This window comes from Rhodococcus sp. OS5 (genome assembly GCF_056837585.1).
In genome coordinates, this window is the sequence record NZ_CM166368.1 from 2,479,542 (window position 1) to 2,506,256 (window position 26,715).

At 62.8% G+C, this 26,715-nt stretch carries 26 protein-coding genes and 1 pseudogene; 13 read left to right on the forward strand and 14 right to left on the reverse strand.

What is annotated here, in order from left to right:
- Positions 1-13: 13 nt before the first annotated feature.
- The 4 genes from ACVZUB_RS11715 to ACVZUB_RS11730 form a co-directional block, all read right to left on the reverse strand.
- Positions 14-1,453 (reverse strand): DEAD/DEAH box helicase, encoded by a 1,440-nt coding sequence (locus ACVZUB_RS11715; protein ID WP_042450056.1) that lies wholly within the window; start codon positions 1,451-1,453, stop codon positions 14-16.
- Positions 1,454-1,681: 228 nt separating this feature from the next.
- Positions 1,682-2,095 carry a molybdenum cofactor biosynthesis protein MoaE gene (locus ACVZUB_RS11720; RefSeq protein WP_482628436.1) on the reverse strand — a complete coding sequence of 138 codons (414 nt, stop codon included), beginning with the start codon at positions 2,093-2,095 and terminating at the stop codon, positions 1,682-1,684.
- Positions 2,088-3,074, reverse strand: coding sequence for a bifunctional molybdenum cofactor biosynthesis protein MoaC/MoaB (gene moaCB / locus ACVZUB_RS11725; protein WP_165638280.1), 987 nt, complete (start codon positions 3,072-3,074; stop codon positions 2,088-2,090). The genes ACVZUB_RS11720 and moaCB overlap by 8 nt, the downstream gene beginning before the upstream one ends.
- 28 nt (positions 3,075-3,102) lie before the next feature.
- Positions 3,103-4,305 carry a molybdopterin molybdotransferase MoeA gene (locus tag ACVZUB_RS11730; RefSeq protein ID WP_003944714.1) on the reverse strand — a complete coding sequence of 401 codons (1,203 nt, stop codon included), beginning with the start codon at positions 4,303-4,305 and terminating at the stop codon, positions 3,103-3,105.
- Between the two features lie 111 nt (positions 4,306-4,416).
- On the opposite strand from ACVZUB_RS11730, the gene moaA reads away from it, so the two are divergent.
- The 3 genes from moaA to ACVZUB_RS11745 all read left to right on the forward strand — a co-directional run bounded on the left by moaA (position 4,417) and on the right by ACVZUB_RS11745 (position 6,795).
- Positions 4,417-5,475 carry a GTP 3',8-cyclase MoaA gene (gene moaA / locus ACVZUB_RS11735; RefSeq protein ID WP_482628437.1) on the forward strand — a complete coding sequence of 353 codons (1,059 nt, stop codon included), beginning with the start codon at positions 4,417-4,419 and terminating at the stop codon, positions 5,473-5,475.
- Positions 5,468-5,725: a MoaD/ThiS family protein gene (locus ACVZUB_RS11740; protein ID WP_003944706.1), complete on the forward strand. Its 258-nt coding sequence runs from the start codon at positions 5,468-5,470 to the stop codon at positions 5,723-5,725. Before moaA ends, ACVZUB_RS11740 begins: the two co-directional genes overlap by 8 nt.
- A gap of 314 nt (positions 5,726-6,039) precedes the next feature.
- Positions 6,040-6,795, forward strand: a complete 756-nt coding sequence (locus ACVZUB_RS11745; protein ID WP_003944763.1) for a hypothetical protein — start codon at positions 6,040-6,042, stop codon at positions 6,793-6,795.
- A 25-nt stretch (positions 6,796-6,820) separates the two neighbouring features.
- Here ACVZUB_RS11745 and nadE read toward each other — a convergent pair whose 3' ends face one another.
- Positions 6,821-7,645 (reverse strand): ammonia-dependent NAD(+) synthetase, encoded by an 825-nt coding sequence (gene nadE, locus ACVZUB_RS11750; protein ID WP_003944695.1) that lies wholly within the window; start codon positions 7,643-7,645, stop codon positions 6,821-6,823.
- A 68-nt stretch (positions 7,646-7,713) separates the two neighbouring features.
- Between nadE and ACVZUB_RS11755 the strand changes: the two genes are divergently transcribed.
- Positions 7,714-8,268, forward strand: a complete 555-nt coding sequence (locus ACVZUB_RS11755; protein ID WP_007736063.1) for a nucleosidase — start codon at positions 7,714-7,716, stop codon at positions 8,266-8,268.
- Between the two features lie 19 nt (positions 8,269-8,287).
- Here the strand turns inward: ACVZUB_RS11755 and ACVZUB_RS11760 are convergent, their stop codons facing one another.
- Positions 8,288-9,067, reverse strand: coding sequence for an META domain-containing protein (locus ACVZUB_RS11760; protein WP_007736061.1), 780 nt, complete (start codon positions 9,065-9,067; stop codon positions 8,288-8,290).
- 35 nt (positions 9,068-9,102) lie between these two features.
- A complete protein-coding gene (locus tag ACVZUB_RS11765; RefSeq protein ID WP_003944690.1) occupies positions 9,103-9,702 on the reverse strand; it encodes a TetR/AcrR family transcriptional regulator in 600 nt (199 codons plus the stop codon).
- Between the two features lie 106 nt (positions 9,703-9,808).
- Here ACVZUB_RS11765 and ACVZUB_RS11770 point away from each other — a divergent pair, with 106 nt between their 5' ends.
- Complete coding sequence (locus tag ACVZUB_RS11770) at positions 9,809-10,375, forward strand: NAD(P)H-dependent oxidoreductase (RefSeq protein WP_003944689.1); 567 nt, start codon at positions 9,809-9,811, stop codon at positions 10,373-10,375.
- Between the two features lie 70 nt (positions 10,376-10,445).
- Here the strand turns inward: ACVZUB_RS11770 and ACVZUB_RS11775 are convergent, their stop codons facing one another.
- The gene (locus ACVZUB_RS11775; RefSeq protein ID WP_081557697.1) at positions 10,446-11,273 is read right to left on the reverse strand and encodes a siderophore-interacting protein; all 828 of its coding nucleotides are present in this window, start codon (positions 11,271-11,273) and stop codon (positions 10,446-10,448) included.
- A gap of 291 nt (positions 11,274-11,564) precedes the next feature.
- On the opposite strand from ACVZUB_RS11775, the gene nrdH reads away from it, so the two are divergent.
- The 3 genes from nrdH (at position 11,565) to nrdE (ending at position 14,498) form a co-directional block, all read left to right on the forward strand.
- Complete coding sequence (gene nrdH, locus ACVZUB_RS11780) at positions 11,565-11,795, forward strand: glutaredoxin-like protein NrdH (protein WP_003944717.1); 231 nt, start codon at positions 11,565-11,567, stop codon at positions 11,793-11,795.
- An 82-nt stretch (positions 11,796-11,877) separates the two neighbouring features.
- Positions 11,878-12,357, forward strand: coding sequence for a class Ib ribonucleoside-diphosphate reductase assembly flavoprotein NrdI (gene nrdI, locus ACVZUB_RS11785; protein ID WP_003944767.1), 480 nt, complete (start codon positions 11,878-11,880; stop codon positions 12,355-12,357).
- The gene (nrdE, locus tag ACVZUB_RS11790) at positions 12,315-14,498 is read left to right on the forward strand and encodes a class 1b ribonucleoside-diphosphate reductase subunit alpha (protein ID WP_003944756.1); all 2,184 of its coding nucleotides are present in this window, start codon (positions 12,315-12,317) and stop codon (positions 14,496-14,498) included. The genes nrdI and nrdE overlap by 43 nt, the downstream gene beginning before the upstream one ends.
- A 61-nt stretch (positions 14,499-14,559) precedes the next feature.
- On the opposite strand, the gene ACVZUB_RS11795 is transcribed toward nrdE, so the two are convergent.
- The gene (locus tag ACVZUB_RS11795) at positions 14,560-14,772 is read right to left on the reverse strand and encodes a type II toxin-antitoxin system antitoxin (RefSeq protein ID WP_003944723.1); all 213 of its coding nucleotides are present in this window, start codon (positions 14,770-14,772) and stop codon (positions 14,560-14,562) included.
- A gap of 12 nt (positions 14,773-14,784) precedes the next feature.
- Positions 14,785-15,702, reverse strand: coding sequence for an SPFH domain-containing protein (locus ACVZUB_RS11800; RefSeq protein ID WP_003944699.1), 918 nt, complete (start codon positions 15,700-15,702; stop codon positions 14,785-14,787).
- A 170-nt stretch (positions 15,703-15,872) separates the two neighbouring features.
- Between ACVZUB_RS11800 and nrdF the strand changes: the two genes are divergently transcribed.
- Complete coding sequence (gene nrdF, locus ACVZUB_RS11805; RefSeq protein WP_003944744.1) at positions 15,873-16,838, forward strand: class 1b ribonucleoside-diphosphate reductase subunit beta; 966 nt, start codon at positions 15,873-15,875, stop codon at positions 16,836-16,838.
- Between the two features lie 94 nt (positions 16,839-16,932).
- Here the strand turns inward: nrdF and ACVZUB_RS11810 are convergent, their stop codons facing one another.
- From ACVZUB_RS11810 to ACVZUB_RS11820, 3 genes are all read right to left on the reverse strand, one after another.
- Positions 16,933-17,406: an NUDIX hydrolase gene (locus tag ACVZUB_RS11810; protein ID WP_007736052.1), complete on the reverse strand. Its 474-nt coding sequence runs from the start codon at positions 17,404-17,406 to the stop codon at positions 16,933-16,935.
- Positions 17,407-17,472: 66 nt separating this feature from the next.
- The gene (locus ACVZUB_RS11815) at positions 17,473-18,477 is read right to left on the reverse strand and encodes an iron-siderophore ABC transporter substrate-binding protein (RefSeq protein WP_231783550.1); all 1,005 of its coding nucleotides are present in this window, start codon (positions 18,475-18,477) and stop codon (positions 17,473-17,475) included.
- Between the two features lie 157 nt (positions 18,478-18,634).
- A complete protein-coding gene (locus ACVZUB_RS11820; protein WP_054187778.1) occupies positions 18,635-19,630 on the reverse strand; it encodes an ABC transporter substrate-binding protein in 996 nt (331 codons plus the stop codon).
- 350 nt (positions 19,631-19,980) lie between these two features.
- Here ACVZUB_RS11820 and ctaD point away from each other — a divergent pair, with 350 nt between their 5' ends.
- The 4 genes from ctaD to yczE all read left to right on the forward strand — a co-directional run bounded on the left by ctaD (position 19,981) and on the right by yczE (position 24,722).
- The gene (gene ctaD, locus ACVZUB_RS11825) at positions 19,981-21,771 is read left to right on the forward strand and encodes an aa3-type cytochrome oxidase subunit I (RefSeq protein ID WP_020907234.1); all 1,791 of its coding nucleotides are present in this window, start codon (positions 19,981-19,983) and stop codon (positions 21,769-21,771) included.
- Between the two features lie 116 nt (positions 21,772-21,887).
- Positions 21,888-23,108: a phosphoserine phosphatase SerB gene (gene serB / locus ACVZUB_RS11830; RefSeq protein ID WP_003944761.1), complete on the forward strand. Its 1,221-nt coding sequence runs from the start codon at positions 21,888-21,890 to the stop codon at positions 23,106-23,108.
- Entirely contained in the window at positions 23,105-23,890 is a 786-nt protein-coding gene (locus tag ACVZUB_RS11835) for a peptidyl-tRNA hydrolase (protein WP_063836273.1), read from the forward strand. Before serB ends, ACVZUB_RS11835 begins: the two co-directional genes overlap by 4 nt.
- Positions 23,891-23,927: 37 nt before the next feature.
- Positions 23,928-24,722, forward strand: coding sequence for a membrane protein YczE (gene yczE, locus ACVZUB_RS11840; protein ID WP_251014174.1), 795 nt, complete (start codon positions 23,928-23,930; stop codon positions 24,720-24,722).
- Here yczE and glgX read toward each other — a convergent pair.
- Positions 24,635-26,677: pseudogene (glgX, locus tag ACVZUB_RS11845) on the reverse strand (glycogen debranching protein GlgX); the annotation flags it as partial. The gene yczE and the pseudogene glgX overlap by 88 nt on opposite strands.
- Positions 26,678-26,715 lie beyond the last annotated feature (38 nt).

Below are 26,715 nucleotides of genomic sequence, written 5' to 3' on the forward strand. Positions count from 1 at the left end.
TTGTACCGGTGGCCTAGCGTGCGGGACGGCCACCGGTGGAGCCTGCGGTGCGAGCGCCGCCGCCGGTGCGGGGACGGCGAGCGCCACCACCGGCATGTTCCTGACGGGCAGCTCCGCCGGTGCGAGCACCGCGTGACTGACCGCCCTGTCCGGAGCGAGCCTGACCCGAACGTGCTGCGCCGCCGCGTCCACCCTGGCCGGCGGGACGCTGTCCGCGTCCACCGTTGGGCTGGGCAGGAGCCTTCGGAGCCGGCGTGACGTGCGGTGCGATGTCGCCGACCAACTTGACGACGTGCTCGGAGTTGGCAGTCGAACGGACCGGGGTCACCTTGATGGCTGCCTTGCGCATAAGGATCGCAAGATCCTTACGCTGCTCGGGCAGAACCACGGTGACCACGTCGCCGGCGCTGCCTGCGCGAGCGGTGCGACCACTGCGGTGCAGGTAAGCCTTGTGCTCGGCCGGCGGATCGACGTGGACGACCAACTCGACGTCGTCGACGTGGACGCCACGCGCTGCGACGTCGGTGGCGACGAGGACGCGCGCTTCACCGGCGGAGAATGCCGCCAGGTTACGGTCGCGAGCAGCCTGCGAGAGGTTGCCGTGAAGGTCAACGGACGGGATGCCCGACTCGGTGAGCTGGCGAGCCAACTTGCGAGCCTGGTGCTTGGTGCGCATGAACAGGATGCGACGACCGGTACCGGAAGCGAGCTTCTCGACCAGAGCCTTCTTGGCTTCGACGCCGTCGACGTCGAACACGTGGTGCGTCATTGCGGCGACGGGGGAGTTGGCCTCGTCGACCGAATGCATGACCTCGTTCTTGAGGAAACGCTTGACGAGCTTGTCGACGCCGTTGTCCAGCGTTGCCGAGAACAGTAGACGCTGCCCGTCCTGCGGGGTGGACGAGAGGATGCGGGTGACGACGGGCAGGAAGCCGAGGTCGGCCATGTGGTCGGCCTCGTCGAGCACGGTGATCTCGACGGCGTCGAGACTGACGAACTTCTGCTTCATGAGGTCTTCGAGGCGACCGGGGCAGGCGACGACGATGTCGACTCCGGCCTTGAGAGCCTGAACCTGGCGGTGCTGCGAGACACCACCGAAGATCGTGGTCACGCGCAAGTCGTATGCGGCGGCCAACGGTTCGAGGGTTGCGGTGATCTGGGTGGCGAGCTCACGCGTGGGTGCGAGCACCAGGCCGAGCGGTCGACCCGGACGACGCTTTCCTCCGGACAGTTCGCCGGCGAGGCGGGAGACCATGGGGATGGAGAACGCGAGGGTCTTGCCGCTTCCGGTCTTTCCGCGGCCCAGTACGTCGCGCCCCGAGAGAGTGTCGGGGAGGGTGTCGATCTGGATCGGGAACGGAGAAGTGATTCCGCCGTCTTCGAGAGCTTTCACCAGCGGTGCGCGCACACCGAGGGCTGCGAAGGTGGTAGCGGGCGTAGAGATGTCAGACAAGTGTGTTCAGAGCCTTTCGGGCACGTGTTCGTGCCCGGATGCCGACACGGGAATTAACCGGTCGAACAATCAAGCACAGTGGTGGCGGCGCTGCCGGTCGGCAGGCTTCTTCGCCGTAAGAAGAGCGGGTGCATTGAGCACTCAGCAAGAAAATTTGCGTTCTACGACGCTGGATGCCCGATTTCAGGCACCTAGTGATCGCAACTCTACCTTCCCGGAGCGTTCGACCTACAACCCGACCCATTCGGAGACGCCGTTCGCGAAGTGTTGCCGCTTCCAGATCGGTACCTCGTGCTTGATGCGCTCCACCAGTTCGGCGCACGCGGCAAACGCCTCCGCTCGATGCGGCGCGGCGACGGCGGCGACCAGTGCGAGATCACCGATCTCGAGGTGACCGACGCGATGGATCGCGGCAACCGGCAGGCCGGTCGAGGCCGCAACCTCTTGGCAGTACGTCTCGAGGAAGCGTTCGGCATCCGGATGCGCTTGGTACTCCAACGCCGAAACCGCTTGACCTCCATCGTGATTGCGCACCGTTCCCGTGAACACCACAACAGCGCCGTTCTTCGGACCGGCAACGGCGGCGTCGACGGTGTCTGCGTGAATCGGTTGCTCGGAGATCCGAGCCAATAGCTCACTCATCGTGCGCTCCTCCGCCTGCGACCTGCGCGAGCAGGTGATCGATGATGGGTCCGAGGACGGCGAGACCGTCCTTCACTCCACCGGGAGAACCCGGAAGATTGACGACGACCGTCGTACCTGTGAGACCTGCCACACCACGGCTCAGCGACGCGTGTGGTGTCTTCTCGAGGCCCTTGGTCCGGATCGCTTCTGCGACGCCGGGCAACTCACGGGTCAAGACTGCCCGGGTAGCTTCCGGGGTGGCATCCGTGGGGGAAGCCCCGGTGCCGCCGGTACTGATGACGAGTGACGGGGAGCCCTCCTTGGCGTCAGCGATGCCCGCCGCGATGTCTGCGTCGGCGTACACAAGCGGTCCACGTACCTCGAAGTCCCGTTCACGTAGCCAGGTCGCGATCGTGGGTCCGGTGGTGTCGGGTCTGGTGCCGTTCGCACCGCCGGTGGAAGCCACGAGGACGGTCGCGGACCGTGCCGAGGTGAAGGTGTGCGCCGGAGCTGTCTGTGCGTTCTGAGTGTCGCGGGTCCAATGTCCGCGCTTACCACCGTCTTTGGTGAGCAGACGAACACCGTTCATGGTAGCTCCGGGGTCCACCGCTTTGACCATGTCGTGCAAGGTCAGGCCGGCTACCGCGACGGCGGTGAGTGCTTCCATCTCGACGCCGGTCTGTCCGCGAGTCTTCGCCGTCGCCTCGACGGTGATCGATGTTTCGGTGAACCCGAATTCCACCTTGACCGACGAGAGCGCGAGTTGATGACACAGCGGGATCAGTTCGGAGGTCTTCTTCGCACCGGCGATTCCGGCGATGCGCGCGGTGGTGAGGACATCAGCCTTGGGCATGCCGTCGGCGCGGACGAGGCGAACTACCTCGGCGGTCGTGACGAGTTCGCCGGCAGCGACGGCGATACGCGTCGTCTCGGCCTTGGCGCTGACGTCGACCATGCGCGCTCGGCCCTCGCTGTCGACGTGTGTCAATTCGGTCATCAGTGTCCTTTGAATCAGATCGAGTGAATCAGATCGAGGAAGTCGAGAGCGGGACGACGTCGACGAGATCGCCCGCGCCGAGCTCGGTCACGGCGGCGGGGATGTCGATCAGGACGTCGGCCCACGCCATGGCTGCAACAAGGTGCGATCCGGGTCCGGCAACGAGTTCGATTCCGTCCGCAGTTCTGCGTGCCCGCAGGAACTGCCGCTTGCCGTCCACCGAACGCAGCGGTGCAGTCAACGGGAGTCGCTCGCGTGGGATCTCGGGCAGGCCCGCGGCCCGGCGCAGTTCGCCCCGTGCGAAGACCTCGAAGGAGACCATCGTGCTCACCGGGTTGCCCGGGAAGCTCAGTACCGGCACTTCGTTCACCACTGCAGTGCCTTGCGGACCGCCCGGCTGCATTGCGACGTGGCCGAAGTGTGCTCCCAGAGGCGTGAGAGTTTCCTTCACCACCTCGAAGTCGCCCATGGACACTCCGCCGGAGGTGAACACCAGATCAGCGACCGAGGTTGCGTACGAGAGCAATTCGCGGAACTCGGCGGGGTCGTCGCTGCTTCGGGCGACGGATACGACATCGGCGCCGTTGGCTTCGGCCAATGTTGCCAAAGCTGGACCGTTGGAATCGTAGATCTCACCGGGTTCGAGAGTTGTTCCGGCACTTTTCAGTTCGGCGCCCGTCGTAATTATCGCGACCCGTGGCTTCGTGTAGGTGTCGAGCGAGGCCAGGCCCACAGCACTCAGCGCGGCGATATGGCGAGGTTCCAAGTGCGTTCCGGCCGTGACCAGTAGCATTCCGGCGGTGATGTCGCTGCCACGTTCGCGTACGAATTCGCCTACCGACCTGCCCCGTTCGATCGTGACGACGTGCTCGGTGACACCCGTTGTGTCCTCGACCGGAACAACGGCGTCGGCACCCTCGGGGAGCGGAGCACCGGTCATGATGCGAAATGCCGATCCTGGAAGGTGTTTCGGTGGTTTTCCGCTTCCAGCGGCGATCACGCCTCGAACCGTCAGTGTGGTCGGAACCGAGGCCACAGAAGCAGCATCGACGGCATACCCGTCCATCTGCGAGTTGCGGAAGAGTGGCAGGTCTACCGGCGATGCGATATCCGAGCAAGTTATGCGCCCCAACGCTTCTGCCGTCGGAACTGCCGTCGGAGAGAGGGTGTGCAGGCCGGTGAGCAATCCGGAGATGTGCGACGCGTGTTCCTCGACCGAACGCGCGCTCATGACAGTAACCTCGACAACCTCGACATGTTTTGATCCTAGGCGGTGTGGTCCGTCCGACACACGGAGTACGGCTTTCGGTCATACTGGAGCAATACGGAAGTTGGTGAAGTGATGACAGTGGTCTCGATGGGAATTCCCACCGTGCGGTTCGACGCTGCCTCCCTCGCCGGTCGTCCCGAGACGGATCTCCTGGTCGACAGGTTCGGGCGTGTTGCCAGAGATCTGCGAGTCTCGATCACCGAGAAGTGTTCACTTCGTTGCACGTATTGCATGCCGGAGGAAGGCTTGCCGGCCATCGCTGCGGAAGATCTTCTGAGTGCCGACGAGATCATTCGAGTAGTCGGAATCGGCGTCGAACGAGTCGGTATTCGCGAGGTGAGATTCACCGGCGGCGAACCGCTGATGCGTAGTGACCTCGAAAAGATCATCGGGGGGTGCGCCGCGCGCGTGCCAGGAATTCCACTTTCCATGACTACCAACGCCGTTGGGCTCGAACATCGTGCCGCAAAGCTGGCTGCAGCTGGTTTGACCCGCGTGAATGTTTCCCTGGATTCGGTTGATCGCGCCCATTTCGCTGAATTGACGCGTCGAGACAGGTTGCCGTCCGTTCTCGCGGGAATTCGAGCGGCAGCTGCGGCCGGGCTCGCGCCACTGAAGATCAATGCGGTGCTGATGCGTGAAACGCTCCACGGCGCGGCGGATCTTTTGCAGTGGTGCCTCGAAGCCGGCGTCGAATTGCGCTTTATCGAGCAAATGCCTCTGGACGCAGACCATGCATGGGCACGCGAGAACATGGTGACCGCGGCTGAATTATTGTCCGTTTTGGGAAGCCGTTTCGAATTGGAAGCAATCGGCCGTGAAGATCCGTCGGCTCCTGCCGAAGAATGGCGTGTCGACGGGACCACGATGACGGTAGGGATCATCGCTTCCGTGACCCGCTCGTTCTGCAGTGATTGCGATCGGACGCGAATGACCGCAGAGGGAACAATTCGGTCATGTCTGTTCAGTGACCGTGAAGTTGATCTGCGTGCCGCGCTCAGGGCCGGAGCAAGTGACGACGAACTAACGGATTTGTGGCGCGGTGCGATGTGGAACAAGTGGGCTGGGCACGGCATCGACGCCGCGGACTTCGTTCCGCCGGAAAGAAGTATGGGAGCGATTGGTGGCTGATCCGCATTCGATCTCGGTTCGTTACTTTGCTGCTGCAGCGGATGTATCCGGTTGCCGTAGCGAGGTAGTCGCCATCTCGCCTGACAACACACTTGCCGAGTTGGTGGCGGTGCTGGTCGGGCGATACGGACCGGAGATGGAGCGAGTGCTGTCGGTCTCGGCTTTCCTCGTCGGTGACGAGTTGACCCGCGACGTCTCTCGAGCCTCCGGTAGCGCTGTCGATATTCTTCCGCCTTTCGCTGGAGGCTAGTCCGAGAATTGCCGGCGTAGCTATTTGTGGGCTGCCGACGTATTGTCCTTTTTCGGTTTGCCGGTCCAAATATTTATATCTTGATCACTCCAGCTCAAGTGGCATCTATCTCCGTTTTCTCCATTGTTGGTCAATTGTCCAGCATTGGTCGTTTTGTTTAGTTTCTCCTACTTTTGGGGGAGCGAATGCACTTCGAATTGCCAAGGTGAATTGTCATCTGTTTGGATGACAAAAGAAATACCTTCGCTGTTGGTAATTGTCGACATGTGTTAATTTTGGCGCAATTCCACTCGGGATATGTGAAAGGTATTTCAATGTCGATTAATTCCACGCGCCGTGTCGGAGTCGTCGTAGCGCTCCTCGGGGCAGCTGCACTCACCGCTCCGGCAATTGCTACTGCGCTTCCGTCCACCGGTTCTCTCGGCTCTTCTGCGCCGGAAGCCTCGTGCTCGACCCTGTCCACCGAAGCGACGCCGAACGGGTGGGGCATCCCGTTCACCGACGAGAAGGATCAGACCGCGTCGTACTCGGCCGACAACGTTCTCGACAAGGACGGCTCACTGAAGCTGGCCGTCGACGGTACCGGCGATCGTTCGGTTTCCTACCATTCGGCCGGCGGTATCAAGCTGTCCGACGCAGTCGGCAAGGCGATCGGCTTTGCCGAGCGCGCCGCCACGCCGACTGCGGCATTCCAGCTCCGCCTCACCGGAACCACCGGCGGAAAGTTCGAGAACGGATTCACCACCCTGGTGTGGGTCCCGGGACCCGACGCGACGCCGACGGCTGACGGCGGCGTTCACGCGGATCTCCAGAAGGGCGTGTGGTGGAGCACTCAGAACATCGACGGCGCCAAGGACCGCGTGTCAGTGCCTTTGGCTGACATCGTCGCCGCGAACCCGAACGCGGTAGTCGACCACTACGGCGTCAGTGTGGGCACCGGTTCCGCCGCCACGTCGACGCTGGTCGATGCAGTGCAGTTCAACGGATGCACCACCAACTTCGCGAAGAAGGATCCGGCTTCGGGAACGGGTTCGCTGGGCGACGTCTTCGGCAGCCTGTTCGGTAGCTAGTCGCTGGTAAGAGCTCTGGTAGGAGTTACTTCCACCAGTCATCGAGGGGTGTGACCGGCACCGTGCGCTTGTGACGAGTGTTGGTGAACATCTTCTCGAGCTTCTCGGCTACCTCGGAGGAAACGTCCTTTCCTTCGAGGTAGTCGTCTATCTGTGAGTACGTGACGCCGAGGGCAACTTCGTCGGGTAGCGCGGGTCGGTCGTCCTCCAGGTCGGCGGTCGGCACCTTGCGCCACGTGCTCTCGGGTGCGCCCAATTCCTGCAGCAATGCAGCGCCCTGGCGTTTGCTCAAGCCGGTGAGCGGCGTGATGTCGACACCGCCGTCACCGAATTTCGTGAAGAAGCCGGTAATCGCTTCTGCGGCGTGGTCGGTACCGATCACGAGGTAGCCGAGCTGACCGGCAATCGCATACTGGATGACCATTCGTTCGCGCGCCTTGATGTTGCCGCGGACGAAGTCGCGTAGTTCGCCGTTCCCCAACGCCTCGGAGGCCTCACGGGCCGTCGCGTCGGCGCCAGGCTTGACGTTGACCGTGAGAGAGCGGTCCGGCTTGATGAAGCCGAGCGCGATCTGAGCGTCGGATTCGTCAGCCTGAGCGCCATAGGGGAGTCGAACGGCGACGAACTCGGCCTCGTGGCCTTCTTCACGAAGTTCCGTGACCGCGCGTTGGGCGAGGGCTCCGGCGAGCGTGCTGTCCTGACCGCCGCTGATTCCCAGAACGAACCCTTTGGCGGGGGTCGAGCGCACGTAGTCCTTCAGGAACTGGACTCGCGCGCGAACCTCCGCTGCGGCGTCGATTGTCGGCTTTGTGCCGAGTTCTTCGATGATGCTTTCACGCAGTGTGGCCATGAATGGACTCTAGCGATGTGAGCAGGCGCGTGCAGTGCCACCGTATCCGGGGCGGTACGGTCGCGCACATGAGTGCGAACAACGTTCTGGTGGTCAGTGCGACGAAGTCGGAAGCGGCATACGTGCCGCAAGGATGCGAACTGCTGGTCACGGGGATTGGAAAGGTCAGTGCTGCAACAGCAGTCGCCTCTGCTCTCGCGCGGTACGAGCGGGATGATCTGCCGCTGGTCGTCAACATCGGGACAGCCGGTGCGCTGCACGCGCACCACGGCGGCCTCTATGTTCCCGGCGTCGTCATCAATCACGACATCAGCAGCACCGCGATCCGAGCGCTGGGGCACGACGTCGCGGACCGTTTGGTGCTCGCCGGCGGTGACGACTCGGTGTTGGCGACCGGCGACGCATTCATCGCCGACGCTGCAACCCGGGACGCCCTTGCACAGCGAGCCGATCTGGTCGACATGGAGGGATTTGCCATCGCATTCGCCGCGCAGGCTGCGGGTGCTACCTGCCGACTCGTCAAACACGTCAGCGATCACGCGGACGACTCGGCCTTGGACTGGCCCGCGATGATCGATGCCAGCGCCCGCGAGTTGGGGCGCTGGCTGCTCGACAACGTCTGATCGAGCCTGCAGCGTCTGGTCAAGCCTGCGCAGTCAGTATCAATCCGGTGTCGTCGGGCTTGCGCAGGGTCAGCGTGTCGGCGTCGACGGTGTAGCTCACTTCGCCGTCGAGCACCGCCAGGATCTGGCGCTCGATGTCCATGTTCTCCTCGGGGCAAGCCATACGCGTGGTTGCCATCGGCGTGAACGTGACTGTGGTGTCGGACGTCTGGGCGCTTCCGGTCATGCGATTGCATCCGGTGCTCCCGCTGACCGAACCGTCTGCGGCAATCGTCAGTTCGGGAGCTGACGTCTCCAGAGCCAGGCTCGTACTGATCGCATCGGGACTGATGAGGGACGTGACAGTCCACGTCGTGCCCTGCAGCGGTCGATCCGGCGTGACGATTTTCTTGTCCTGCAGGGTGACTGTGGCGTCCTTCGATGTCAGGACGAGGGTGTCGCCGTCGAGGCTCCACGCCGGCGCGGCGGTCAGCAATGTTGTTGTCCAGGAGTCGGACTCGGCGATGCCGGGAGGGCAGCCCATCATGGTCGACGCCATGGTGCCGGTGGTCAGCGTGCCGTCGTTGAACTCGACCGAACCGTTTGCCGTGTTGCATCCGGCGCTCGCGGACACTCGACCGGCCTGGCTGAAGTCGAGAGTCAGCGGGCCGCCGCCGGGAATTTGTGTTCCATCCACGGAGGTCGAGATGAACACACGACCGGAGGGATCCGTCTTGTCTTCGGGGGAGTCGGACGAAGCGGAGCAACCACTTACCGCGGCGATGGTCAGGAGGCCGATGACGGCTGCAGCGATGCGCATGGGCTCACATTAAGTGGTGGGACGGATCGGGGGAGTCAACATCGAGTAACGCGCCGGGCAAGGTCTTCCCAGCCGGCGGCCAGACGCTCGGTGGTCATCCCGAGATCGCGCACCTGATGAAGGACGAGCGACGCTTCGAGTGGTGCCAACAGTGCTGAAGCGAGCAGATCGAGGTCGCCCTCGACGCCGGCTCCTCGAAGAAGCCCGATGACGTGAGCGATGCCGAGCGCCCGGGCCGGACCGCCGAAGCGGTATTCAGGAGCGTTTTCCGCTGCTCGGAGGACTTCGCCCTGTACTTCCACCATGGCAATCCGGGCTCGGCCGAACGCGATGAGGCGCTCGATCGGCGGCGCGCCCGGACCCAACGGTGGGGGGCCGAACATGAATGCCTGCTGCAGTTCTCGCTCGGTGTGATCGAGCAAAGCCTGCATCAGTCCCGATCGATTGCCGAAGCGCCGAAAAACTGTGCCCTTGCCCACACCGGCCCGGCACGCGACAGCATCCATCGTCACCGCGTCGACACCTCGCTCGGCAACGAGGAGGGCTGCGGCGTCGAGCAGAAGTACGCGGTTACGTGCTGCGTCACCGCGCTCGACCGGCGCGGCGCCGATCTGGGGGAGGGGGATTGCGCTCACGGGATCAGGTTACAGGGCCGGGGAATGTAAGTGGACCGCGGTCCGTTTAGTTGATATAACTTTCAACCGGAGCCACCAACCGCACCACTCTCGAAGGAAACTCGCTATGTCACAGACCAATGTTCTCGTTCTCGTCGGCAGCCTGCGCGCCGGATCCGTCAACCGCCAGCTTGCCGAGACGGCTGTGTCCGCCGCGCCCGAGGGTGCAACGCTGACGGTCTTCGAAGGCCTCGCCGACGTCCCCTTCTACAACGAAGACATCGACGTCGAGGGTGCTTCCATTCCCGCTGTCGACGCACTGCGCGCCGCTGCGAGCGACGCTGACGCGTTCCTGCTCGTCACCCCCGAATACAACGGCACCATCCCCGCAGTTCTGAAGAACGCCATCGACTGGATCTCGCGTCCGTACGGTGTCGGTGCAGTCAAGGACAAGGCTGTCGCAGTCATCAGCGCTTCGCCCAGTGGCAACGGCGCCAAGTGGGCACACGAAGACACCACCAAGGCAGTCCGCATCGCCGGCGGCAAGGTCGTCGAGGACACCGCACTGAGCATCGGTGGAACCGGCGCACTGTTCGGTGAGCTGCACCCGCGTGAGAACGCAGAGGTGCTCGCTCAGGTCTCCAAGGTCGTCTCCGACCTCGTCGACGCCGGCAAGCAGCTCGTCAACGCGTAATCCGTTTCACGAGTGAGGGCCATGCCGGAAGGTATGGCCCTCACTCGTATGCGAGTCACGCCCATATGCGCTAAAGCCCTTCGCGTTCCATCGCGTCGTCGACGGCGTCGCGAACCGACTCGAAATCCTTGCCGGCCATCATCGCTTCGCCCATCGCGGCGTCGATACGGTCGGCGACGACGGCGTACCGACGCTCCCAGTTCTCCTTGTCCTCCCGCCAGTAACCCATCACGTGCATGCGGGGTGCCGGGATTTCCCATGTTCGACGCAGATGGGCGCGGATGCGTCTGGCGGTCGCGGCCTCGACTGCACACCAGATGTAGCCCTCGCCGGGAGGCAGGGCAGCGCCGGCCAATTCGGCGAGCAGCGAGTCCGATTCCTCGATCCATCGGTAGTGAGCGTCGGCGCGCGTCGTGAACGTCTGCTGTTCGCTCGGCGCGGGTACCTGCGCGATGACGTGGATCGGTAGACCGTCGGGTGCTTCTTCGAGAATTCGCCCGATCGCGGGCAGAGCGGCGTGATCGGCGACCATCAGCAGCCAGTCGCAACCTGCCGGCGGCGTGAACCACCCGCTCGCCGTCGAGAGGTGAACGGTCTCGCCCGGTTGCGCAGTCGCGGCCCAGAGTGCCGCGCCGCCGTGGCCGTGGAGAACGAAGTCGATCTCCAGCTCGTTCTTCGACGGCTGCCAGCGCCGGACCGTGTAACTGCGGGCGTGAGGGGGAATGAGAGGGAATCTGACGAGCACCCGTTCGTCCGGGCTACCACTCGTCTCGAAGTCGCTCAGGCCCTCCCCACCGAAGGTGATTCTGCGCATCAACGGTGTCACCTGCTGTGTTCTCGTCACGGTTGCCTGGTGGCGTGGAGCCTCGTCCTTCGGGGGTGTTTCCACGACGCTCATGGTAGGTCCGTGGCGCGGCTCCGAGAGGCCGGCGAGCAAAAAAATAAACTGTGACGCGCGACACGCCGACGCGCCGGGAAATGAAGGCGCTGAACAGGGGCGACCTGGGAATTCCAACGATGTGACTCACAACATCTCGCGTTATGTGTTTCTGTCGGCCACTAGGTGTAGTGTCTTGAGCACTGAGAGACCACAACGCGGAACGCTTCGAGCGAGACTCCGGCAATCGGTCGTATCGGTGCTGAACATCACTACATCGGCCTTTGTTGGCTAAGCGAAAGAGGGACTCTCATGAGCATCACCGTCTACACCAAGCCCGCTTGCGTTCAGTGCAATGCCACCTACCGCGCCCTGGACAAGGCCGGTCTCGAATACAACGTCATCGACATCACCGAGGATGCCGAAGCCCGCGACTACGTCATGGCTCTCGGGTACCTCCAGGCACCCATCGTGGTTGCCGGTGAAGATCACTGGTCGGGCTTCCGTCCCGATCGCATCAAGACCCTGACCGTCGCTGCTTGAAGCGCCGCAGTGTCGGCGGTGGACACCTCCGCCGACACATCTGAGTAGTTCCGGGCACCGTACAAGAAAATGGTGACAACCGATGACTTCGCTGGTCTACTTTTCCAGCGTGTCGGAGAACACCCACCGATTCGTTCAACGTCTCGGCCTGCCTGCGACACGTATACCTATCCATGACCGTGACGGCTCATTTCGTGTAGACGAGCCCTATGTGCTGATTCTGCCCACCTATGGTGGCGGGGTCACCGTGACAGGGCGCGACACCAGTTATGTACCGAAGCCGGTCATTCGTTTTTTGAACAATCCACACAACAGGTCGTTGATCAGAGCAGTGATCGCGGCGGGAAACACCAATTTCGGTGAGTCCTTTTGCTATGCAGGAAACATCATTTCCCAGAAATGCCACGTTCCTTTTCTGTACCGGTTCGAACTCATGGGCACTGCCGAGGACGTCGACCGGGTACGAGAAGGCTTGGGGGAGTTCTGGAATCATCTCGAAACAGAGAAGGAGCACGGGCAGTGGCGCCAACCATCACTGACACGATCGCGGCAGGAAGCGTAGAGCGTGATGCGCGCGGCGGCGATTCCACCAACGGTCTCGACTACCACGCACTCAACGCCATGCTCAACCTGTACGGCGCCAACGGTGAGATCCAGTTCGAGATGGATGTCGCTGCAGCCCGTCAGTACTTCTTGCAGCACGTCAACCAGAACACCGTGTTCTTCCACAACCTCGACGAGAAGCTGGACTACCTCGTCGAGGAAAACTATTACGAGCCCGAGGTTCTCGATCAGTACTCACGTACTTTCGTGAAGTTCCTGATCGATCACGCGTACGCCAAGAAGTTCCGCTTCCCGACGTTCCTGGGTGCATTCAAGTACTACACCTCCTACACGCTCAAGACCTTCGACGGTAAGCGCTACCTCGAGCGTTTCGAAGATCGTGTCTGCATGGTTGCGCTCACCCTGGCCGCAGGCAACGAAGACCTGGCCGTCGAACTCGTCGACGAGATCATCGCCGGACGCTTCCAGCCCGCCACCCCGACGTTCCTGAACTCGGGCAAGAAGCAGCGCGGTGAGCCCGTGTCCTGCTTCCTGCTTCGTATCGAAGACAACATGGAGTCCATCGGTCGCTCCATCAACTCGGCACTGCAGCTGTCCAAGCGCGGTGGCGGAGTTGCCTTGCTGCTCACCAACGTTCGTGAGCACGGCGCCCCGATCAAGAAGATCGAGAACCAGAGTTCGGGTGTCATCCCGATCATGAAGCTTCTCGAGGACTCGTTCTCCTACGCCAACCAGTTGGGTGCGCGTCAGGGCGCCGGTGCTGTGTACCTGCATGCGCACCACCCCGACATCTACCGGTTCCTCGACACCAAGCGTGAGAACGCCGACGAGAAGATCCGTATCAAGACGCTCTCACTCGGCGTCGTGATCCCGGACATCACGTTCGAACTGGCGAAGAAGAACGAGGACATGTACCTGTTCTCGCCGTACGACGTCGAGCGCATCTACGGAGTTCCGTTCTCCGACATCAACGTCTCCGAGAAGTACTACGAGATGGTCGACGACAAGCGAATTCGCAAGTCCAAGATCAAAGCTCGCGAGTTCTTCCAGACCGTCGCCGAATTGCAGTTCGAATCGGGCTACCCCTACATCATGTTCGAGGACACGGTGAACCGGGCAAACCCGATCGAGGGCAAGATCACGCACTCGAACCTGTGCTCGGAGATCCTGCAGGTTTCGACGCCTTCACTGTTCAACGACGACCTGTCCTACTCGAAGGTCGGCAAGGACATCTCCTGCAACCTGGGTTCGCTGAACATCGCGAAGACCATGGACTCGCCCGACTTCGCCAAGACCATCGAAGTGTCGATCCGCGGATTGACGGCGGTGTCCGATCAGACGCACATCTACTCGGTGCCGTCGATCGAGCAGGGCAACAACGACTCTCACGCCATCGGCCTCGGTCAGATGAACCTGCACGGATACCTTGCTCGTGAGCGGATCTTCTACGGCAGCGAAGAAGGCATCGACTTCACGAACATCTACTTCTACACCGTGCTCTTCCACGCACTGCGTGCGTCGAACAAGATCGCCATCGAGCGCGGCTCGTACTTCAAGGGTTTCCCGGAGTCGAAGTACGCCTCGGGTGAATTCTTCGACAAGTACACCGATCAGGCTTGGGAGCCGGCAACCGACAAGGTTCGCGGACTCTTCGCCGATGCGAAGCTGCACATCCCCACTCAGGACGACTGGCGTGAGCTGAAGGCTTCGGTTCAGAAGCACGGTATCTACAACCAGAACCTTCAGGCCGTCCCGCCGACCGGCTCGATCTCGTACATCAACTACTCCACCAGCTCCATCCACCCGGTGGCGTCGAAGATCGAGATCCGCAAGGAAGGCAAGATCGGCCGCGTCTACTACCCGGCGCCCTACCTGACCAACGACAACCTGGAGTACTACCAGGATGCCTACGAAATCGGGTACGAGAAGATCGTCGACACCTATGCTGCCGCAACGCAACACGTCGACCAGGGCCTGTCGCTGACGCTGTTCTTCAAGGACACCGCAACCACTCGCGACATCAACAAGGCGCAGATCTACGCGTGGCGTAAGGGCATCAAGACGCTGTACTACATCCGTCTGCGTCAGATGGCACTCGAAGGCACCGAGGTCGAGGGCTGCGTTTCCTGCATGCTGTAAAGGGCTCCGCCCCCGTGCGCCTTTTCGGTAGTGGTTACTACCAAAAAGGCGCACAGGGGTATCAGGCCGGCGGGCGGCCGGGACCGTGCATCTTGCCGGCGTTCTTCGGCATTCGACCGTGCTCGGTGAGTGCGCGCCGAAGGAGAAACTCGATCTGGGCGTTGGTACTTCGGAGATCGTCGGCGGCCCAGCGGGCAAGCGCGTCGTGCACCGCTGGGTCCAACCGAAGAAGGATCTTCTTACGCTCGGATCGCGGAGCTGGATCCGTGGCCATGTGGCCTTTCCTTTACTGGTAGAGCGAACCGGTGTTGAGCACCGGTTGTGCGTCGCGGTCGCCGCACAGCACGACCAGAAGGTTACTGATCATCGTCGCCTTCCGTTCCTCGTCGAGTTCGACGACGTGCTTTTCCTCGAGCTGCTTGAGTGCCATGTCGACCATGGACACCGCACCTTCGACGATTTGCTTGCGGGCGGCGATCACTGCACCCGCTTGCTGGCGCCGAAGCATCGCGCTGGCGATTTCGGGTGCATACGAGAGCCGGTTGATGCGTGTCTCGATAACTTCGACACCCGCAGCACGTACGCGGGCGTGAACCTCCTCCGACAAGGTGGTGGTGATGATATCGGCGTTCTCGCGCAACGAGACTCGGCCTTCGGCGTCGTACGGGTAGCTACCGGCGATATGGCGGACGGCCGCCTCGGTCTGTACGGAGACGAACTCCTCGTAATCGTCCACCTGGAACGAGGCGAGCGCTGTGTCGGCCACCTGCCAGACGACCACCGCCGAGATCTCGATGGGATTGCCGTCGGCGTCGTTCACTTTCGCCTGACCGGTCTCATGGTTTCGGATGCGCGTCGAGATCGATCGACGGACCGTCAGCGGGTTTGTCCATCGCAGTCCCGGCGTGCGCAAGGTGCCGCTGTACGAGCTTCCGAGAAGTTGCAGAACTCGGGCTTGATTAGGTTGCACCAAGGTCAGGCCCATCAGGAGGGGGAGTGACGCGATGAACAGCACCACTCCGACCGGAATCAGGGCGAAGAGTCCCAGAACTCCGCCAACGACGGACAGCGCGATTCCGGCCAGGAAGAGAAGGACGCCGCCGAGGAGCATCCAGCTGCCGGACAGGTCCCAGCCTGGGCGTTCGGCGATCGTTGTGGTGGCGACACCGGTCGGTTTCTCGGCCACGGTGGGTGTGCTGGTCATGCGAGACTCGCTTTCCATCGGTAAGTGATATTTAATTGATATCACATTTTTTGTACTCGTGGAGGGGCGCGTGCGACACATGTTGTTGTGTTGGCATCGCGAACCCGACACAACGGGTAGTGTTCAGGCAAGCCAACATTCGGCAGTATCTCTCTCGCTAGGTAGGAATTATGGTCAAGCTGGTCAGTCGCGTTTCCGCCATCAACTGGAATCGCGTCCAGGACGAGAAGGACGCCGAGGTATGGGATCGCCTCGTCAGCAACTTCTGGCTGCCCGAAAAGGTGCCGGTCTCCAACGACATCCCGTCCTGGGGAACGCTGACCGCGCAGGAGCAGCAGCTCACCATGCGCGTCTTCACGGGCCTGACGCTGCTCGACACCATCCAGGGAACGGTCGGCGCCGTCAGCCTCATCCCGGACGCGATCACTCCCCACGAAGAAGCGGTGTACACCAACATCGCCTTCATGGAATCGGTGCACGCGAAGAGTTACAGCTCGATCTTCTCGACGCTGTGCTCCACCCCCGACATCGACGACGCGTTCCGCTGGTCGGAGGAGAACCCCAACCTGCAGCGCAAGGCGCAGATCGTTCTCGACTACTACAACGGCGAGTCGCCGCTCAAGCGCAAGGTCGCATCGACGCTCCTCGAGAGCTTCCTCTTCTACTCCGGCTTCTACCTGCCGATGTACTGGTCCTCGCGAGCCAAGCTCACCAACACCGCAGACCTCATCCGCCTCATCATCCGCGACGAGGCCGTGCACGGGTACTACATCGGCTACAAGTACCAGAAGGGCCTCGAACAGCTCACCGAGGCCGAGCGTGAAGAGCTCAAGAACTACACGTTCGAGTTGCTCTTCGAGCTCTACGAGAACGAGGTCGACTACACCCAGGACCTCTACGACGGCGTCGGTCTGACCGAGGATGTCAAGAAGTTCCTGCGCTACAACGCCAACAAGGCGCTCAACAATCTCGGCTACGAAGGCCTCTTCCCGAAGGACGAGACGGACGTCAATCCGGCTATCCTGTCGGCACTTTCACCGAATGCGGACGAGAATCACGACTTCTTCTCCGGCTCGGGTAGCTCCTACGTCATCGGCAAAGCCGTCAACACCGAAGACGACGACTGGGATTTCTAGAGCGACCCGCTCGGGATTTCCAGAGCGACCTACACACCGAAGCCCGACTCCTGCACACGCGGGAATCGGGCTTCGGCCGTGTATTGGGAGCGGACTAGCGCTGAAACCACGCTTCCGGCTTGTCCAGCAACGCTTTTGCGAGGCGCAGACGCGAGGTTTCCGTCATGTCCGAAGGCAGTGCGCTCGGCGCGAACCACGCGACCTCGAGGTTTTCGTCGTCCGCCACGTGTGCATCTCCGCCGGTCCACCTGGCCAGGAAACACACGTCGAGGTACTGAGTCACGTCGCCGTTGGGGTACGTAATGGGCTCTGTGACATCGACACTCGTGATCCGAACCAATTCGGCGTCGACGCCGGTTTCTTCCTTCGCCTCGCGCACCGCCGCCGCCGACGGTTCCTCCCCAGGCTCGAGAACGCCGGACACGACGGCCCACTGACCGTTGTCGGCGCGGCGGGTGAGCAGGACCCGACCGTCGTCGTCGCGGATCACGACGCTCACTCCGGACAGCCAGAGCGGCGCATGACCGACCTTCTCGCGCAAAGCGACAATGAATTCCGGGATCGGCATGATCAGAACCCGACCGTCACAGTTGTGGCGAGCCGCCTCGAATGTGGGAGTTGTGGTTCGTTCCGGTCAGCTCGCATATCCGTTCAAGGTTCCCTTCAAGTCCGCCAATACGGCACGGGCAGCAGTCATCCCGTTTCCGTTCCAGATGTCGTCTTCCGCTACGAACACACGTCGGTCTGTGGCAGCGGCGAGGTCCTGCCACTGGTCGCTCTTCATGATCTCGGTGCCGTAGGTACGGCCGTTCGGCCCGTCGAAGAGGACGTAGATCAAGTCCCCTTCGGCGGCGCTGAGATCGTCGGCCGGAATCGGTGCCGTGGTCGCATCGGTCAATCGCTGCGCCGGTGGGCGCCGGACGCCGACGTCGCTGAGGATCTGTCCGGCGAAGGATGCAGGGCCCTCGATCTGCAGGTCCTTCGAACCGAACCGAACCACTGATGCCTGCGTCTGCGATGCATTCAATGCGTCGCCGAGCTGCACGACGTCCTGCTGGTAGCGGTCGAGCTCCGTCGCAGCCGCGGACGAACGGCCCAGTGCCTGGCCGGCGAGGGCGAACTGCGCTTTCCAGTACACGGGATCCGAGCCCGCGAACACGGTGGGGGCGATGGCGTCGAGTTGCCCGTACAAGCCGTCGGACGCCGGACTGGACCCGAGGATCAAGTCCGGCGCGGCGGCCTTCACGGCGTTGACGTCAGGTGCGCTCACGGGGCCGACACTCGGAATCTCCGAGATGCCGAAACCTAGGTACGACGGTTGAGGTGAGTCGACACCGGTCGCGGCGCCCACTACCCGCTCCCACAGGCCGAGGGCGCACACGGCGTCCATCGAGACGCTGTCGAGGACCACGATCCGTTGGGGATCGGAAGGAACCTCGGTTTCACCCGCAGTGTGTACGACTCGACGCTTCACCCCGGGGCCCGCTCCCGGGTCGGCTTGCGTCGGCGTCGGGCACGCGGTGGCGGTGTCGCGTTCGATGCCCATCACGCCGGCACCGGCGATCGACGTAGTGGTCCGGACGATGGTGCTCGCGGGATCGTCCGACGAGTCGGACGAGCAACCACCGAGGACGAGCATCGTGGCGGCGATCCCCAGGATCGAGACACGACGAACGGACGTGCAGGCGGTCGTGCGTGAGAGAACAGACGTGCGTGAGAGAACAGACGTGCGTGAGAGAACAGACAAGTCGACGGCTTCCTGTGTGAGCGGGCGCCGTTCAGGTTAGCTGTTCGACTCAGCTGTTCTGCTTGTCCACCTCGAACGTGTCCGAGAGGTCGTCGAGGATCATGTGGGCGCCCTGGATGCTGACCGGCGACATCCAACGTGAATCGTCCACGTCGACCTTGCGTCCTCGAAGCGTCTGCCACAGCGGGCTCTCGAGGAACGGCTTCGCGGCTTCGGCGCTCTTGCCCTCGGCGTCCTGCCAGGTGCTGATGAAGATGACGTCCGCGTCGGCTTCGTTGATCAGCTCGGGGCTGATCTTCATCATGATGTTGCCGGCATCGGCGGGGTCAGGTCCCTGGTTGTCCGGGCGCTTCAGCCCGGCATCCTGAAGAACGATGCCGCTGAACGAGGTAGTGCGGTAGAGGCGTGCGGTCGGTTCACCGGCGAACCGGACTACCGAGATGACCGGGTTGTTCGCCTTCTCGTTGATTTCCTTGCCGACGGCAGCCGCGCGAGTTTCGTATTCGGAGATTTTCGCCTCGGCCAGCGATTCCTTGCCCAGCGCTTGACCGACTACACGGATGTTGTCCTTCCACGTCGGACCGGTTGTCTGGGTGAAGACGGTGGGCGCGATTGCGGAGAGCTGCTCGTAGTTCTTCCCGTCGCGGACCTCGGCGGAGATGATGAGGTCCGGCTGCAGTGCGGCGATCTTCTCGAGGCTTGCACTGCTGACCGTCCCGACCGAGACTGCGTCCGGGGCGAATTCCTCTCGGGAGGATCCGAGGTAGTCGGGCAGACCGGGCTCGCGGTAGTCGACGTAGCCGACGAGCGGGGATTCGAGGAGAAGGACGGCGTCGGTGAAGCTGTTGTCGAGCGCGACGATCCGCTGGGGTGCGGCCGGGATTTCGGTGCTTCCGCGGAAGTGCTCGACGGTACGGGGAAATGCGCCCGACTCGGTCGAGTTGGTGTTTGCAGCGGGCTCGTCGTTACTCGAGCACGCTGGAACGACCAAGGCGATCGAAGCTGCGACCGCTACCAGCGCGGCCCGGCGGGGAAAGAATTTCACTGATTGGCTCCTGAGATGAGTTAGGCGAGGGTGACCTTATCAGTGGAGGGGTTGGCCGAAAACGGACACCGACCGAATTCTTCGACGCGCACGACACGCCGATTCGGAAGTGGGTTCGGACTCCCGGGGGAACATAAACCGCAGGTCGTTCGTTCGGTGCCGTGAAAAACGGATGCTCGAGTACGACGCAGAGTAGGACCGGGTCGCGGTGCCTCGGAGTCACGGTCTACGATTCGATGAGCGCAAGCCAGAAGCCGTTGTCCGCAGCCCGGGCGACGGACCCTGCGGGCGCAACCAAGGGCTCTTTGACGGAGTCTGCGGAGCGACCAAAGGCACATTCAGGAGGATCAGTGACTGCCGTAGCGCCCCAGCCAGTCCCCACGATAGCGCCGGCCAGGCCTTACCCGCCGCGGCAGGGACCCAAGGGCTCATTCATTTTCAAGATGATCACGACCACCGATCCCAAGGTGCTCGGAATCATGTACTTGGCGACTTCCATCGCCTTCTTCCTCATCGGTGGCCTCATGGCACTGATGATGCGTGCCGAACTTGCTGTACCCGGCATGCAGTTCCTTTCCAACGAACAGTTCAACCAGCTGTTCACCATGCACGGCACGATCATGCTGCTGCTGTACGCGACCCCGATCGTCTTCGGCTTCGCGAACTACATTCTTCCGCTCCAAATCGGTGCACCCGACGTCGCGTTCCCGCGCCTGAACGCGTTCAGCTACTGGCTGTACCTGTTCGGTGCGATCATCACGACGGCCGGATTCGTCACGCCCGGTGGCGCAGCAGACTTCGGTTGGACGGCGTACACGCCGCTGACCAGCGCGCTGCACAGCCCCGGCGTCGGCGCCGACCTGTGGGTCCTGGGTCTGGCCGTCGCCGGCCTCGGCACCATCCTCGGTGGCGTCAACATGGTCACCACCGTGATCTGCCTGCGCGCACCCGGTATGACCATGTTCCGCATGCCGATCTTCACCTGGAACATCTTCATCACCAGCATCCTGATCCTGCTGGCGTTCCCGCTGCTGACCGCTGCATTCATGGGTCTGTTCGTCGACCGCCATCTCGGTGGGCACATCTTCGACCCGGCAACGGGCGGTGTGCTCCTGTGGCAGCACCTGTTCTGGTTCTTCGGTCACCCCGAGGTGTACATCATCGCGCTGCCGTTCTTCGGCATCGTCTCGGAGATCTTCCCGGTCTTCAGCCGTAAGCCGATCTTCGGCTACAGCGGCCTGGTGTACGCAACGTTGGCCATCGCCGCTCTGTCGATCGCTGTGTGGGCCCACCACATGTACGCAACCGGCGCTGTTCTCCTGCCGTACTTCTCGTTCATGACGTTCCTGATCGCCGTGCCGACAGGTGTGAAGATCTTCAACTGGATCGGCACGATGTGGAAGGGGCAGTTGACCTTCGAATCGCCGATGCTGTTCTCGATCGGCTTCCTGATCACCTTCCTCTTCGGTGGTCTGTCGGGTGTCATCCTCGCGAGCCCGCCGCTCGACTTCCACGTCACGGACAGCTACTTCGTCGTCGCCCACTTCCACTACGTGGTCTTCGGCACGGTCGTGTTCGCCACGTACGCCGGTATCTACTTCTGGTTCCCGAAGATGACCGGTCGCATGATGGACGAGCGCCTCGGCAAGTGGCACTTCTGGACCACGTTCGTCGGTTTCCACGGCACGTTCCTCGTTCAGCACTGGCTCGGCGCCGAAGGTATGCCGCGTCGTTACGCCGACTACCTGCCCTCGGACGGGTTCACGGTTCTGAACTCGGTGTCCACGATCTTCGCCTTCGTACTCGGTGCCTCGACGCTTCCGTTCATCTGGAACGTCTTCAAGAGTTACCGCTACGGCGAAGTTGTCACCGTCGACGATCCGTGGGGTTACGGAAACTCGCTGGAGTGGGCAACCACCTGCCCGCCGCCGCGTCACAACTTCACCGAGTTGCCGCGCATCCGTAGCGAGCGTCCGGCGTTCGAGCTGCACTACCCGCACATGGTGGAGCGGATGCGCGCGGAAGCGCACGTCGGCCCCGGCCACGGCGGGAAGAACGCCAGCACCGTGCTCGAAGATGCTCGTCACGAGCCGCTCACGGTCGGGGACGAAGGCGACCCCGGAACCGACAGCCGCTCCTGAGCGAAGTAACACACTGAAGTAATCAGCGAAGGCCCCGCCCGAGTAACGGGTGGGGCCTTTCGCTTGGCACAATAGTGACGATCAAGACGCGAACGAAGAAACGATCGGAGTTTTCGGTGGGTGCCTCTGACACCACTGTTCTGGTGACTGTGACCGGGCCGGACCGCCCTGGCGTCACCTCGGTACTGTTCGCGGCGCTGTCGCGGCACGATGTGCGTCTACTCGACGTGGAGCAGGTGGTGATTCGAGGTCGACTGACACTCGGTGTCATGGTTGCCTGCCCGAACGATCCCGAAGCGCTTCAGGAAGAACTCGAACAGGCGATGGCGACGGTCGGAATGAACGTCGACATCGAAATCGGTGCCGATCCCGGACGGCCCGCGGTGTCCACCCACGCGGTCGTTGTTCTCGGTAGCCCGGTCAATGCTCGCGCAATGCGATCGGTGGCACGCGAACTCGCGAAGCAGGGCGCAAACATCGATTCCATCCGTGGTGTCGCCGACTATCCGGTCACCGGCCTCGAACTCAGCGTCAGCGCGGCCGATACGGCCGACGGCGACGCGAAGCTGCGCACCGGACTCGCCGAGGTCGCCGCTCTCGAAAACGTCGACATCGCGGTCGAGCGCGCAGGTCTCGCTCGCCGGGCCAAGCGTCTGATCGTGTTCGACGTGGACTCGACGCTCGTCCAGGGCGAGGTCATCGAGATGCTCGCCGCGAAGGCCGGCGTCGAGGACGAGGTCCGCGCCGTCACCGAAGCTGCGATGCGCGGCGAGATCGACTTCACCGAATCACTGCACCAGCGTGTGGCGACACTCGCCGGTCTCGACGCCTCCGTCATCGACGAGGTGGCAGAGAGCATCGAACTGACGCCGGGTGCGCGAACCACGATTCGCACCCTGCGCCGTCTCGGATTCCACTGCGGCGTGGTGTCGGGTGGCTTCCGGCAGGTCATCGAAGGCCTCGCACACGAACTCGAACTGGACTTCGTGCACGCCAACACCCTCGAAATCGTCGACGGCAAGCTGACCGGACGTGTGATCGGTGAAATCGTCGACCGCGCCGCGAAGGCCGTTGCGCTGCGCAAGTTCGCCGATCAGGTCGGTGTGCCGATGGAACAGACCGTCGCCGTCGGTGACGGTGCCAACGACATCGACATGCTCAACGCCGCGGGCCTGGGCGTGGCGTTCAACGCCAAGCCTGCGTTGCGGGAGGTCGCAGATGCTGCGTTGTCGCATCCCTTCCTCGACGCTGTGCTGTTCATTCTCGGTGTGACCCGCGACGAGGTCGAGGCTGCGGACGCCGTCGACGGTGGCGTGCGACGCGTACCGATTCCATGAGTTCCGATCCAGCATTCAGTTCCGATCCAGCTGTGATGTCCGGCCCCGATTCGCGCTGGCGCGAGCGCCACGCGGTGCTGGCTGCTGGGTACGGAGGGCGAGACGATCCCGCGGATCCGGCGCTGGTGTTGGCGATGCCGATCGTTCTGCACATTCCGAAGGCAGACCCGCCCAAGCGCACCGCACTGCTGGAGGCTGCGGCAACGGCGGCTGTGGCGCTGTGTCTGGACGAACGCGTCGGGTTCACCGAAGACGGGGAACCCGGCCCCTGGCACGAGGACTATTCGGCGTGGGTGGGTGCCCGGATTCGGAAGGTGTCTCGTCGAGCGCGAGGAGCGCAGTGGCTCGCCGCGCAGGAGGTACCGGGAATCACCGTCGATGTGGATGGCGCGCAGGCGCGGGCTCTGGTTCCCGGGCCGGTCGGAGAACTGGACCCGCGAATCAAGAAGTTGCAGATCGGTGGGACCGATCTCGAGCACGACGAGCCTGGCCCGCCGGAGCCTGGTCTTCCGGTGCTGTGGATCGACTCGGCGCTCGAGATGACGGTTGGCAAGGCGTCGGCACAGGTCGGGCATGCCTCGATGTTGTTGGCGGCGGCCATGTCCGAGAAACAGTGCTGGGCCTGGGCGCAGAACGACTTTCGCTGCTCGGTGCGCGACGCGAGCCCGGAACAGTGGGCCGAAGCAGTAGTTCGGCTGAAGAAGTCGGAGGCCGTCGCGGTTCGTGACGCTGGTTTCACGGAAGTGGCACCAGGCTCCATGACAGTCATCGCGGTTCCGTAGAGACGCAACCGACCAGTCCAGTATCGGCAACTTGGCTATGGATGAACAGTCCAGTGGCCATCAAGATGGTCGGGTGTTGATACGGAGATTCGCCTCGCTGTTCGTTGGTCTGTGGTTGTACGGCTTCTCGATGGCCATGATGATCACAGCCGGTCTTGGTCTGGATCCCTGGGATGTGTTCCATCAGGGCGTGGCCGAGCATGTTTCGCTCAGTTTCGGCGTGATCACTGCGATTACCGGTGCGGTGGTGCTGCTGCTCTGGATTCCGATCCGTCAGCGGCCGGGATTCGGAACGGTCGCCAATGTCGTTGTAATTGCCATCTCGGTGGATACCTCACTGGCCTTCTTGCCGGTCTTTGATTCCATGCCAGTTCGAGCCATGATCATGGTCGCGGGAATCCTCCTCAACGGACTGGCCAGCGTTCTCTACATCGGCGCGGGCATGGGGCCGGGCCCCCGCGACGGATTGATGACCGGACTGGTCGCTCGCACAGGTCTGTCGGTCAGGCTCGTGCGTACCAGCATCGAGATCGCGGTCCTCACGACCGGATGGCTCCTCGGTGGAACCGTCGGCGTCGGAACAGTGTTGTACGCCTTCGGGATCGGACCGACCATTCAATTCCTCATCAAGGTGCTGCCGGATTCCATGACAGCAGCGGTGACCGGAGGACGTGTCACGGAACGTAAGGCCAAGACCGTGGGGCCGGTCAGCGAAATCTCGGTGCCGACGGGAACTTCGGCCGTGGAGGCAGGTTCTCCGGTGGGTGACGCCGAATCGAACGATGCAGTCAAGGTGCCGTCGAACCATTCCGGAGTGCCGACGGTGACCTGAACCGGTCCACCGGAATGCAGGATCAGGAGCCAACTGTCGTCACCGAGTGGGCGCCCGGTTCGAGTGTGAGACCGAACGTCGGCTCCGTCGATCCAGGCCTGCAGCGTTCGGTGACTCTCGTCGTACCATGCGGTGTCGTCGAACTCGACGCCGGCAGCGTCGAACCAGACGAGGTCCGGGTGCTCCAGTCTTCTTCTGCCTTCGAAGAATTCGGGCTGACGCAACGCTGGTGCTGCTCGGCGTAATCCGAACGCTCGGGAGACGAACTGCACCAACGACTGATCGGCCGCCGTCCAGTCCAGGGCCCACGAATCGGCTGGGGAGGCAAGTGTGGGAACACAATACGCGTTGTTGTTTCCGCCGAGACTGTGGCCGAACTCGTCTCCGGCGGTGAGCATCGGTGTACCTGTCGACAGCACGAGTGTGGCCAGTAGCGCCCGTACGTGACGTGCCCTGGCGTCCTGAATCTCGGGATCGGTGCTCGGGCCTTCGATTCCGTGGTTGAACGAATCGTTGTGATCGGCGCCGTCACGATTGTCTTCACCGTTGGCCTCGTTGTGTTTGCGGTTGTATGCCACGAGATCGGCGGCGGTGAACCCGTCGTGCGCTGTGACGAAGTTGATCGACGCCCAGGGGCGACGGCCGCTGCCGGCAAAGATGTCCTCGGAACCGGCGAGGCGCGACGCGACCTTCCGGACGCTGGATCCGCCGTTCCAGAACTGGCGAATGGTGCTGCGGTACTTGTCGTTCCATTCGGACCACTGGAGTCCGAAGTTTCCGACCTGGTAACCGTCGGCAGTCGCATCCCACGGTTCGGCGATGAGCTTGCACCGAGTCAGTACCGGATCGGAGGAGATGGCGGACAGGATGGACGCCCGCTGGTCGAAGCCTCCGCCGCGCGGCCTACCCAACGCGCTCGCAAGATCGAATCGGAAGCCGTCGACACCCATTTCGGTGGCCCAGTAACGGAGGCTGTCGGTGATCATGCGGACGGCGATGGGGGAGCAGGCGTCGACCGTGTTGCCGCACCCGGTCAGGTCGATGTCGCGGCCGTCGCCGTCGAGAAGGTAATAGCCGGGGCCGTCCAAACCTCGCCAGCTGACACTGATTCCGTCGACACTCTGCTCGCAGGTGTGGTTGTAGACGACGTCGAGGACGACCTCGATGCCTGCCGCGTGTAGTGCGTCGACCATGATCCGGAACTCGGTGACTTCGCCGCCCGGAGTTGCCGCGTATCCGGGATGCGGGGCGAAGTACGACGCCGTCGAGTATCCCCAGTGGTTGCGCATCCCTCGCTCGCGGACGCTCTGTTCGGTCAGAAACGCCTGTACGGGAAGCAGTTCCACGGCAGTGACGCCGAGTGAGACGAGGTGATCGATCACGGCCGGTGCCGTCAGGCCGAGGTACGTTCCGCGGTGGGCGGCGGGTACTCCTGGATGACTGGCGGTGTACGCGCCCACATGCAGTTCGTAGATGACGCTTTCCTCCCACGGCGTCTCGAGGCGGGCTCCGGCGGGCGCGAGGCCGGGAGTCACCACGGACAGCGGCACGTGGCCGAGCGAGTCGACCGTCGACGGGTCGCCGAAGGGATCGTCGGCGTACGACAGGAGGGCACGGTGATCACCGAGATCCCCCTCGATGCGGCGCGCCCACGGATCGACGAGCAGCTTGTGTGGATTAAGTCTCAGCCCGGCGCGCGGATTCCACGGGCCGGACGCCCGAATTCCGTAACGCTGCCCCGCACCGATCCCGGAGATGATTCCATGCCAGATTCCGTACGTGTGTTGCCGAAGTTCGACGCGATCTTCGTTTCCGTCCTGGTCGATCAGGCAGATGTGGACGCTCGACGCGGCCGGGGCGTGGACCGCGAACTGGGTTCCGGAGTCCACGATGTTGGCGCCGAGTGGGAACGGAGACCCGGGCGTCGGGGTGTGAGTTTCGATGAGAGGCGACACGCAAGATGATCCTGCCGTGAACGGCCGGAGAATGTGCG